The organism is Mesorhizobium oxytropidicola (genome assembly GCF_056174625.1).
Genome location: NZ_CM149692.1, coordinates 2997027 through 3005891, shown reverse-complemented (window position 1 = coordinate 3005891; position 8865 = coordinate 2997027). Strand labels below are relative to the sequence as shown.

The following is an 8865-nucleotide window of genomic DNA, read 5'->3' as shown; positions in this document are numbered from 1 at the left end:
CAATCGAAGGCCGCCGTGCGAATCGGCGGCCTTCTGCATTTGCGGATTTCAAAACGGCAGGGAACGCATTGCCATCCCAGAGATTGAGGAATCAGCGCAGCCCGCGCATTGACCCCAGGGATTTTCAGTCATGGCGAAGCAAGCATCCAAGTTGGCCGGGACGGCCGCGACCATCCACGATCAGAAACTGCAGCGCGGCGAAGGCGGCGAACTGCACCAGACCGCGTCGGGTCCGGCGCCGGTGTTGACCACCGCGCAAGGTGGGCCGGTCTCCGACGACCAGAACTCGCTCAAGATCGGTGCCCGTGGCCCGACCGTGCTCGAAGACTTCCACTTCCGCGAAAAGATCTTCCATTTCGACCACGAACGCATTCCCGAGCGCGTCGTCCATGCGCGTGGCTATGGCGCGCACGGCTATTTCGAAACCTATGAATCGCTGGCCAAGTACACCCGTGCCGACATCTTCCAGCGCGCCGGCGAAAAGACGCCGGCTTTCGTGCGCTTCTCCACCGTCGCCGGCAACAAGGGCTCCGCCGATCTTGCCCGCGACGTGCGCGGCTTCGCCGTCAAACTCTACACGCAGGAAGGCAACTGGGACATTGTCGGCAACAACATGCCGGTGTTCTTCATCCAGGATGCGATCAAGTTCCCCGACCTGATCCATGCCGCCAAGGCCGAGCCCAACAGCGACTTCCCGCAGGCGCAGACCGCGCACGACAATTTCTGGGATTTCATCTCGCTCACGCCTGAAAGCATGCACATGATCATGTGGGCGATGTCGGACAGGGCCATCCCGCGCTCGCTGCGCTTCATGGAAGGGTTCGGCGTCCACACCTTCCGGCTGCTCAACACCAAGGATGAATCGACCTTCGTCAAATTCCTCTGGAAGCCGAAGCTCGGCCTGCAGTCGGTCGCCTGGAACGAGGCGGTCAAGATCAACGGCGCCGATCCCGACTTCCATCGCCGCGACCTCTGGGACGCGATCCACGCCGGCAATTTCCCCGAATGGGAGCTGCAGCTGCAGCTGTTCGACCAGGCCTTCGCCGACAGTTTCGACTTCGACATCCTCGATCCGACCAAGCTCATTCCCGAGGAGGTGCTGCCGCCGATCGCGGTCGGCCGCCTGGTGCTCGATCGCATGCCCGACAATTTCTTCGCCGAGACCGAGCAGGTCGCGTTCATGACGCAGAACGTGCCGCCCGGCGTCGACTTCTCCAACGACCCGCTGCTGCAGGGCCGCAATTTCTCTTATCTCGACACGCAGATCAAACGGCTGGGCAGCACCAACTTCACCCATATCCCGATCAACGCGCCGAAATGCCCCTTCCATAATTTCCAGCAGGATGGGCAGATGGCGATGCGCAACCCGGTCGGCCGGGCCAACTATCAGCCCAATTCATGGGATGAAGGCCCGCGTGAATCGCCCGCCAAGGGATTCCGCTCCTTTGCCGAAGCCGAAACCGGACCGAAGGCCCGTTTGCGGTCGGAAACCTTTGCCGATCATTATAGCCAGGCGCGCCAGTTCTACATCAGCCAGCAGCCTGTCGAGCAGGGCCACATCGCCGCGGCACTGACCTTCGAGCTGAGCAAGGTGCAAACACCTGTTATTCGCGAGCGCATCGTTTCCCATCTTCTCAACATCGATGATGCGTTGGCTCGCAAGGTGGCGGATGCGCTCGGCTTGAAGGCAATGCCGAAGCCTGCCGATGCGGCGGTGCCGACGCGCCGGGATCTTCCCGCGTCGGACGCGCTGAGCATCCTCAAGAACGGCCCCGGCCGCTTCGAGGGCCGCAAGCTTGGCATCCTGGTGACCGACGGCACCGACGCCGCCCTGCTCAATGCGCTGAAACAGGGACTGACCAAAGCCGGCGCGAAATTCGAGATCATCGCGCCGAAGGTCGGCGGCGCCAAGGCCAGCGACGGCAGCTGGATCGACGCGCAGCAGATGATCGCAGGCGCGCCGTCGGTGCTCTACGACGCGGTCGCGCTGTTACCGGCGAAGCCCGCAATGGCCGACCTGCTGAAGGAATCCACCGCCCGCGACTTCGTCGCCGACGCCTTTGCGCATTGCAAATTCATCGGCTTCGTCGAGGCGGCGGTACCCCTCTTGGACAAGGCCGGCGTCGCCGAGGATGAGGCGGTCATTCCGCTTGCATCCGCCAGGGATGTCGCGGGCTTCATCACCAGGCTCGGCGACCTGCGCTTCTGGGCGCGCGAGCCGAAGGTGAAGCTGGGCTGACTTCGACTGGGTCTGGCTGCGCTCACGGCACTGCCGGCGCAGTCAGATCCAGCCGCATATCCCTGGCGATTGCGAAGCCCGCTGCGAGATAGACGCCCTCGCCGGCGCAATTCAGGACGGTCCGGAGGCCTGCAGTCTCGTCAGTTGCTTCTCGGCTTCTTCGACAGCGTTGGCCATAACCCTGTCGAAATCGATCATCGCCTCGAGATGGCCATGGTCGGCGATGGATTTCCGCAGCATCCGGATTGCCAGGATCGCTTCGGCCATCGCCTGTTCGATGCTTACCACCATGGTGCGGTTCCTCGCTTCACAAATAAACCCTTCTGGAAGCGAGCGGTTCCACCCGGAGGTCCACCGCGACGCGAGGCTAGCGAGTTGGCCGAACAATGAAGGAGGTCGCTTGGTACGTTTCCGACAGTTCGCGGGACTGGCTAACCGATTGTCGGAAGCGTACAGTCTCTCTGTCGCTGGCCGTTGACTGGGCGCTGGCGCTTGAAAGAGCCGATCGCGCTTTCGCCCCACCGATGGGAAAGCGATGATGCCAAACGGTTCGGCGGACTCAAATCAGCTTTTGATCCTGGCCAAAGTGCTCGACGAGTATTGTCGCCAGGCCGGCATTGGTGACGGTCACGCTGCGCGGGAGCGGCTTGGCCGCCGCGTCATGGAACTGTTCCAGGGCGGCATGGACAAGTCCGCGGAATTGCATGCCGCCATGAACTCCAGCTACGCCGAATGGCTCGGCGAGGTCGATCGCCTGCCTTCATCTTCGCAACAGCCTGTCTTGTGGGCGATCGACCCTGCAATCACGGAACCATCCTCTGCCGAGACTGTTGATTCAGGTGGCGGCGGAGCATTGCGCTTCCCTCAAGCTGATGCGGTGGAGCACTCCGCCAATTCGTCGCCACACCCCTCCACAGAAGAGTTGTAAGCAAGCAGCGCATCCAGCTGCGGGTCCGCTTGTGTTTTCCTTGGCTCTGCTACCGTCCCTGAACGGAATGACTCGCTATCGGAATGTCGAAAGCGTACAGTTCGTCTGTCGCTAGCCACTGAACGGGCGCTGGCGCTTGAGAGTGTCGATCGTACTCCCGCCCCTGCGGGAGCTACGCGATGAATTACGAAATTCCAAAATCGACTGTCACCGGCCAAGCACTGGCTGACGAAACCTCCGCTCAGCCAAGATTCCGAAATGAACTGTTGCGCAAGATGAGCGGGCAGGACCTTGCGCTGCTTGAGCCCGGTCTGCACCGGACAGCTTTGCCGCTGAGAATGCCTCTTGTGACGCCCGACGTGCCGATTGCAGCCGTCTACTTCATCGAGCACGGCATTGCGTCGGTGGTCGCGCGCACGTCCGGCGGCCACGAGGCGGAGATCGGGTTCATCGGCTTTGAGGGAATGGCTGGATATTCGCTGGTGATGGCCGACAACCGCTCGCCGCAAGCCTGCTTCGTGCAACTCGAAGGCGAAGCGATGCGCATTGATGCAAACAGCTTTGACGCGGCTCTGACGACCAGCCCCACATTGCGATTGTTCCTGTTGCGCTTCGTCAATTCTCTGCAGATCCAGACCGGGTATACCGCACTTGTCAACGCGCGGCTGAAGTTGGCGGGTCGCCTGGCTCGGTGGTTGCTGATGTGCGACGACCGCGTGGTGGGCGTGCGGTTTTCCATTACCCACGAATTCCTCGCCACGATGCTTGGCGTAAGACGGCCAGGCGTCACCATCGCCTTGCAGGAATTGGAAGGTCTCGCTCTGATCCGATCGCGCCGGGGTGAGGTTGTCATCCTGGACCGGCCTGGGCTGATTGCGCTGGCGCGCGGCGGATATGGGGTACCGGAAGCTGAATATGCCAGGCTTTTGGGAGAGGTCGGTTCGGAGTCTGAATTGACTGGCTAACGGATTGTCGGAAGCGTACAATTCTCAAGTCGTCCGCCGTCTACGGCACACGGACGCTTGGGAGCCAAATCAGGTGCTTTCGCCCTTTCGGGAGGAAAGTCATGACTGAAGCAGAACAACCAAACATTCTGCCGCCCAATCTTATTCCAGATGGCGTCGAAGTCACCGAGACCATGGGCGAATGGCGTGTTCGGGTCGTCATCAACGGCAAAGCGCATCTGAGCACGTTTGATGTGGAATCCTACGCCCGGTCCTTTGCCGATAGCCAGCGCATGCGCGTAGGGCTGACCCGGCTCGCGTCACGCCTTTAGTGCGAATTGCCTGCGCCAGATTGTCGGTTTGGTACCAATACCAACCAAAGAAATGTCGGAACCGTACGGTTTTCACCAAGTAAACATCGAAGTTTATTAAAATTTAATATTATTCGACCGATACGACATAGTTAATAGACGGCGCCTTGTTTAAGTGCTTAATCAAAATGTCATCAGCTTTTGCACGGGCGCTGGTGCTTGAGAGCGCTTAACATTCTCCCGCCCAAGCGGGAGCTATGCAGTGACCGTCAACCGGCCAAACATGTTTTCCAGAATTCCGATAGAGCGAAGTGGCGGCACCATTTCGGTGCTTTGTACACTTCCTCAAATGGCCGACGCCTTGGCAGACGGCTGGCCATCCGATGGCCCCATGTTTCTGGCGGCACTTGCCGCTCCCGACAGCTACATGAAGGAGTGAACGCGAAATGCCCATCACCCTGCGCACGACACTTTGCGAAACGAGAGATGCGTTGCATGTGCTGCGACAGGCTTTGTATGTCCGTGGGCATATCGACGCCATGGAAGAGATCGACTCCCTCATAGGGGTCGCAGAAGACAAGGCAGTCCACGCGATCGGCACCATTGACCGGACGGAGATTCGAACGCCTGTCCTGGCTGCGGTCGCACATCCGGCGGAGCCGGCAGGTATTGTTCTGCCGATTGCGGGGCCGAAGAACCTTGGCGAGCTTCGGGACCAAGGCATGGGCCTCAGCGCCTATTGCGGCAATCCACGCTGCGGTCATCTGCGTTCGCTGGATCTCGATGGCCTGATCGAGACCTACGGCACCCACTATGATTTCAACACCGAAAGGCGGCTGGCATCGAAGCTCGTCTGCAAACGGTGCCAGAATGTTGGAGGGAGATTGGTCGTCGTTTCCGATAAAAGGCCCCGGTATTGAAGACCGGGCGACGGCCTAACCTCTGAGCCGCTCGTGCTGTGCGCGGACGGAACCTTTTGCATGACAACCCGTTCCTGGTAGCGTCTCGGAAGCCCCCGCCGACAAGGCGCCGGAAAGTTAGTCAAACAACTTTTCATTGAGCCCGCCACTGCCCCCTCGGTGGCGGGCTTACATTTGTCGGTACCAAGGCTCGCTATCCGATTGTCGGAAGCGTACAGTGTCGTTGTCGCTGGCCACTGAACGGGCGCTGGCGCTTGAGAGTGTACATCGTACTCCCGCCCTGAGGGAGTTGAGACGATGAACGACGACACCGACAGCCCAGTCTCTGCCCTCGATTTCCATACCCTTCGCAGCGCATTCAAAAGTCTGGTCGCCGAAGGCTTGCTGCCTGAAGCCATGTGGGTTAGCCATGCCGAGGAAATGGTCAGGCACCTGACCGGATCGAGTGTTGTCGACCCTGAGATTATCCTTCGGATCATCCGCAAGTAGAGCCGGCTTGAAAAGCCGGGATCAGTCCGCGGCATCGTGCGCGTTTGACTTGGATCGGAATGCCCGGTTTCGCTCGGTCTCGAGTGACCGGACCTTCCTGCGGACCTCTTCATTTTGCAACGCCGACCAGCGCATCTATCTCGAACATCGTTTCATGATGCCCGCTGCCGGCAATCGCCTTGTGGGCTGTTGCGAACAGGGATTGCAGATGTTGAGCAGTTCCAACAGGTCGGTGAGTTTCACAGGCTTCTCTCATCGCACAAGGTCGAGAGGCCGGTCCGATCAACGGGCCCGCTCTTGTCAAAGCCTGGGCCCATTGTCAGGCAATGACCCATGAATTGTCGGAAACGTACAATCGAGATTCAGGCGGCGCGGCCAAACTCGTTTTGGACGATGTCGAGAAGCAGGCCGTCATTGTCCCAACCGACAGGCTCTTTCAGTCGCCAATCGCACCCCGAGCGGTCGAAAACGACCGGTGCCGAATAGAGCTGTGCGAAGCCAAGCACCAGCCGTTCGGCGTCGGCGAACGACAGGTCGCCGTGGCGGTCGGCCAATTGAGCGGCCAGGATCGGAACGTTCACAATTCCAAACTCATAGATTGTCTTGACCAAGGTGTAATTCAGGTCGTCGCGCAGTTCGATCGGGTGGTTGTGCATGGCAAACTCCTGTCCGCAGGACTGGGTTTTCCCTCACTTTCACTATGCGCCAGGCGTTTCGCCAAAGCAAGACAATTGTCAAAAAAATATTAATAAAATCAATTAGTTAGTATATTTAGCCAGTGACGTGACCGAGGCCCTTTGAGTAGCAGATGCAACAAATGCATTTGGCTACCTCGGAACCAAACAGGCCATTGGCAGATTGTGAGGCACATAAGTCACTTACTCATTCGGCTCACCGGCTGGATTGCCGGAAGCAGGAGGCCATGATGACCGACAATCTTGAACGCCCCGAACGACTGCAGGTCATGCTGAACAAAGAGGAATTCGCGGCGCTCGACACATGGCGTTTCGATAAGCGCATGCCGAGCCGCGCGGCTGCGGTGCGTGAGCTGCTGCGCCGCGGCCTGGCCGCCGAGGGCTTTCTGCATGCCAACAGCGGCACCCGTTCAGCCGACTTCGGTCTTCTGAGCGGCGAACAGGGCGCCAGCAAGACCAAGCGTGCGGATGGGTGAGGATATCAGGCTACCGCGCCGACGGCGGATCGATGGCGTCCGCCGGGTCTTCGAAGCTTAAGACCTCGATCAGCATTTCGACAGGCGCGACCAGGCCCTCGAGGGTGGCACGTATGCCCAATGTCACCACAACAAGGTGATCTTCAGCCTCGCAATTGTCGTTCGCCAGCCTGGCGGTGAGAGGCCTCTTCACTTGCGGTTGATCCACTCGCTCTCAAGCACCAGCGCCCGTTTCGTGGCCGGTGACCCCTGACCTCTAAGGCGATTGCGAGCGCGCGCAACAACAAATGTGGTGTCGTTTTCGTACCGAGCGGCCCGGTTGCTGGAACGTTTTCTGCCGGCTCGCATTTTGAGTGCCACCGAAGCAAAGGAGAATACCGTGGCCCGACTGCCTCAGGACAAGGACCGGATTGAACGCGCCACCCGCGAAGCTCAATCGATCATTGCCATCGAACGCGAGGCGCGTGAGGCAAAGACCGCCCGGCTGCGAGAGCAGCGGCTTTCATCGGAGGCCCCGGCTTCTGCCGGCGCCACTGCGGCAAAACGCAAGCCCGGCGCCCGAAAGGCGACGCACAAAACTAGCGACGCGAGATGAACTCGTGCTCGACGCTGTATTCGAACACGTCGCCCTCGTCTTCGTCGACCACTCTGAACCAGCGGTTCTGCAAGGCCGGCGTCCAAATCGTTTTGCCGGTGATCTTCTGCAGGGCTTCAAGAGCGGTTGTGCCGCTGGCGAGATGCGATGCCGAAGGCTCACCGCCGTCCATTTCGTGGATCTGATAGCGTGGCATGGCTGTCCTTCCTCTCAGCCAAACTTCGAGAGGTCACCTAGGTTCCTGGAACGAAATTCCTTCGACGAACTTGCTGGCATTATGGGCCTCGGTGCGCGTCACGACCATTGGTGGGTGGCATGAACAAATTCCTTTTCATCGCCGCAGATTTCCTGTCTCGCCCGCCGGGTTTCTACGTCATGATCATCGCCATGGTGGTGTGTACCGCTTTGGTGCCTTTCGGTCTGACAAACGCCGTCACCTATGCGCTATCGGTCGCGGCCATCGTCATCACCGGCGTCGTCTTGATCCAGGGCTACCGCGACACCGCCGCCATCCATGCCAAGCTCGACGAGATTATCGTCGCGCTCAACGACGCCAGAAACGATGTTGTCGGGCTGGAACATGCCGACCCGGAGGAAATCAAGGCCAAGCTCGTCAAGCTCGAAGAAGAGGCGGCGCGAACCGCCACTGACCAGGCGTAAATCGGCAAGACCTACCTGCGCACGATCCACTCCACAATGTCCGGGTCGATCTCGTCAAGTTCGGTCAATTCGCGCGCCAGCACCCGGGCGTGCATGCGCCATTCGCGTTCGGTGATGCGATTTTCCACGACCAATTTCCTGAAGGCGCCGCGAGAAATCTCGCAGTCGAACGCCGTTACCCTTTTGCCTGAATGGTCCTCTGCCATTTCAGCCTCCGCGTCGATGGCGGGAGCACCTGAGTTGGCTACCAAGCGTCCGTGTGCCGTGTGAGGCGGACGACATAAGAAGCGTACGCTTTCGTACAAAAATAGCGAGTCAATTCGCGGTGGGAACGATGGCCCTGCTTCAAGGCAAGGGTCCAAGAGATATGTGGCCCAAGAGATATGTCGGTTTCGTACCAAGCTGAGTTTGGTACGTTTCCGACACTAACGCTGCGGTCGATCTTCTCGTATGCGAAACGGTGAGAGGGGACGCCGTGCATCGAATTCCAGACCGCATTCCTAGGTTTCTTGGTCCCGAGTTCCCCATATCCATGCAATCGTCGGCACGTTGATACGGGCGCGGACGGCTGGGAGATCGGATGGCTCTTGCCCTGCATTGGGCCGCGC

General features: G+C 59.6%; 15 protein-coding genes. 10 read left to right on the top strand and 5 right to left on the bottom strand.

What is annotated here, in order from left to right:
- The first annotated feature begins 130 nt into the window (after nt 1–130).
- The gene (gene katE / locus AC0V8S_RS15035; RefSeq protein WP_475438167.1) at nt 131–2239 is read left to right on the top strand and encodes a catalase; all 2109 of its coding nucleotides are present in this window, start codon (nt 131–133) and stop codon (nt 2237–2239) included.
- A 111-nt stretch (nt 2240–2350) separates the two neighbouring features.
- On the opposite strand, the gene AC0V8S_RS15030 is transcribed toward katE, so the two are convergent.
- Entirely contained in the window at nt 2351–2530 is a 180-nt protein-coding gene (locus AC0V8S_RS15030) for a hypothetical protein (RefSeq protein ID WP_475438166.1), read from the bottom strand.
- 247 nt (nt 2531–2777) lie between these two features.
- Here AC0V8S_RS15030 and AC0V8S_RS15025 point away from each other — a divergent pair, with 247 nt between their 5' ends.
- From AC0V8S_RS15025 to AC0V8S_RS15000, 6 genes are all read left to right on the top strand, one after another.
- On the top strand, nt 2778–3167 hold the full coding sequence (locus AC0V8S_RS15025) for a hypothetical protein (RefSeq protein WP_183461652.1): 390 nt from the start codon (nt 2778–2780) through the stop codon (nt 3165–3167).
- A gap of 275 nt (nt 3168–3442) precedes the next feature.
- Nucleotides 3443–4132: a Crp/Fnr family transcriptional regulator gene (locus AC0V8S_RS15020; RefSeq protein WP_475438629.1), complete on the top strand. Its 690-nt coding sequence runs from the start codon at nt 3443–3445 to the stop codon at nt 4130–4132.
- A 101-nt stretch (nt 4133–4233) separates the two neighbouring features.
- On the top strand, nt 4234–4443 hold the full coding sequence (locus AC0V8S_RS15015; protein ID WP_183461654.1) for a hypothetical protein: 210 nt from the start codon (nt 4234–4236) through the stop codon (nt 4441–4443).
- Nucleotides 4444–4684: 241 nt separating this feature from the next.
- Nucleotides 4685–4861, top strand: a complete 177-nt coding sequence (locus tag AC0V8S_RS15010; protein ID WP_183461656.1) for a hypothetical protein — start codon at nt 4685–4687, stop codon at nt 4859–4861.
- Between the two features lie 7 nt (nt 4862–4868).
- Nucleotides 4869–5342 carry a hypothetical protein gene (locus tag AC0V8S_RS15005; RefSeq protein WP_475438165.1) on the top strand — a complete coding sequence of 158 codons (474 nt, stop codon included), beginning with the start codon at nt 4869–4871 and terminating at the stop codon, nt 5340–5342.
- A 297-nt stretch (nt 5343–5639) separates the two neighbouring features.
- The gene (locus tag AC0V8S_RS15000) at nt 5640–5831 is read left to right on the top strand and encodes a hypothetical protein (protein WP_183461660.1); all 192 of its coding nucleotides are present in this window, start codon (nt 5640–5642) and stop codon (nt 5829–5831) included.
- Nucleotides 5832–6193: 362 nt separating this feature from the next.
- Here AC0V8S_RS15000 and AC0V8S_RS14995 read toward each other — a convergent pair whose 3' ends face one another.
- Nucleotides 6194–6487, bottom strand: a complete 294-nt coding sequence (locus AC0V8S_RS14995; RefSeq protein WP_183461662.1) for a hypothetical protein — start codon at nt 6485–6487, stop codon at nt 6194–6196.
- Nucleotides 6488–6756: 269 nt separating this feature from the next.
- On the opposite strand from AC0V8S_RS14995, the gene AC0V8S_RS14990 reads away from it, so the two are divergent.
- Entirely contained in the window at nt 6757–7002 is a 246-nt protein-coding gene (locus tag AC0V8S_RS14990) for a hypothetical protein (protein ID WP_183461664.1), read from the top strand.
- Nucleotides 7003–7012: 10 nt separating this feature from the next.
- Here AC0V8S_RS14990 and AC0V8S_RS14985 read toward each other — a convergent pair whose 3' ends face one another.
- The gene (locus tag AC0V8S_RS14985) at nt 7013–7195 is read right to left on the bottom strand and encodes a hypothetical protein (protein ID WP_183461666.1); all 183 of its coding nucleotides are present in this window, start codon (nt 7193–7195) and stop codon (nt 7013–7015) included.
- Between the two features lie 126 nt (nt 7196–7321).
- On the opposite strand from AC0V8S_RS14985, the gene AC0V8S_RS14980 reads away from it, so the two are divergent.
- Nucleotides 7322–7597: a hypothetical protein gene (locus AC0V8S_RS14980; RefSeq protein WP_475438164.1), complete on the top strand. Its 276-nt coding sequence runs from the start codon at nt 7322–7324 to the stop codon at nt 7595–7597.
- Here AC0V8S_RS14980 and AC0V8S_RS14975 read toward each other — a convergent pair.
- Nucleotides 7581–7793, bottom strand: a complete 213-nt coding sequence (locus tag AC0V8S_RS14975) for a hypothetical protein (RefSeq protein WP_475438163.1) — start codon at nt 7791–7793, stop codon at nt 7581–7583. The two genes, AC0V8S_RS14980 and AC0V8S_RS14975, sit on opposite strands and share 17 nt — an antisense overlap.
- A 119-nt stretch (nt 7794–7912) precedes the next feature.
- Here AC0V8S_RS14975 and AC0V8S_RS14970 point away from each other — a divergent pair, with 119 nt between their 5' ends.
- Nucleotides 7913–8257: a low affinity iron permease family protein gene (locus AC0V8S_RS14970; RefSeq protein ID WP_183461670.1), complete on the top strand. Its 345-nt coding sequence runs from the start codon at nt 7913–7915 to the stop codon at nt 8255–8257.
- An 11-nt stretch (nt 8258–8268) separates the two neighbouring features.
- On the opposite strand, the gene AC0V8S_RS14965 is transcribed toward AC0V8S_RS14970, so the two are convergent.
- Nucleotides 8269–8463, bottom strand: coding sequence for a hypothetical protein (locus AC0V8S_RS14965; protein ID WP_475438162.1), 195 nt, complete (start codon nt 8461–8463; stop codon nt 8269–8271).
- Between the last annotated feature and the right edge of the window lie 402 nt (nt 8464–8865).

What these genes read in the sequence shown, in the direction of transcription:
- katE (WP_475438167.1), top strand. Translation starts at nt 131, where the DNA reads ATGGCGAAGCAAGCATCCAAGTTGGCCGGGACGGCCGCGACCATCCAC.
- AC0V8S_RS15030 (WP_475438166.1), bottom strand. Translation starts at nt 2,530, where the DNA reads ATGGTGGTAAGCATCGAACAGGCGATGGCCGAAGCGATCCTGGCAATC.
- AC0V8S_RS15025 (WP_183461652.1), top strand. Translation starts at nt 2,778, where the DNA reads ATGCCAAACGGTTCGGCGGACTCAAATCAGCTTTTGATCCTGGCCAAA.
- AC0V8S_RS15020 (WP_475438629.1), top strand. Translation starts at nt 3,443, where the DNA reads ATGAGCGGGCAGGACCTTGCGCTGCTTGAGCCCGGTCTGCACCGGACA.
- AC0V8S_RS15015 (WP_183461654.1), top strand. Translation starts at nt 4,234, where the DNA reads ATGACTGAAGCAGAACAACCAAACATTCTGCCGCCCAATCTTATTCCA.
- AC0V8S_RS15005 (WP_475438165.1), top strand. Translation starts at nt 4,869, where the DNA reads ATGCCCATCACCCTGCGCACGACACTTTGCGAAACGAGAGATGCGTTG.
- AC0V8S_RS15000 (WP_183461660.1), top strand. Translation starts at nt 5,640, where the DNA reads ATGAACGACGACACCGACAGCCCAGTCTCTGCCCTCGATTTCCATACC.
- AC0V8S_RS14995 (WP_183461662.1), bottom strand. Translation starts at nt 6,487, where the DNA reads ATGCACAACCACCCGATCGAACTGCGCGACGACCTGAATTACACCTTG.
- AC0V8S_RS14990 (WP_183461664.1), top strand. Translation starts at nt 6,757, where the DNA reads ATGACCGACAATCTTGAACGCCCCGAACGACTGCAGGTCATGCTGAAC.
- AC0V8S_RS14975 (WP_475438163.1), bottom strand. Translation starts at nt 7,793, where the DNA reads ATGCCACGCTATCAGATCCACGAAATGGACGGCGGTGAGCCTTCGGCA.
- AC0V8S_RS14970 (WP_183461670.1), top strand. Translation starts at nt 7,913, where the DNA reads ATGAACAAATTCCTTTTCATCGCCGCAGATTTCCTGTCTCGCCCGCCG.
- AC0V8S_RS14965 (WP_475438162.1), bottom strand. Translation starts at nt 8,463, where the DNA reads ATGGCAGAGGACCATTCAGGCAAAAGGGTAACGGCGTTCGACTGCGAG.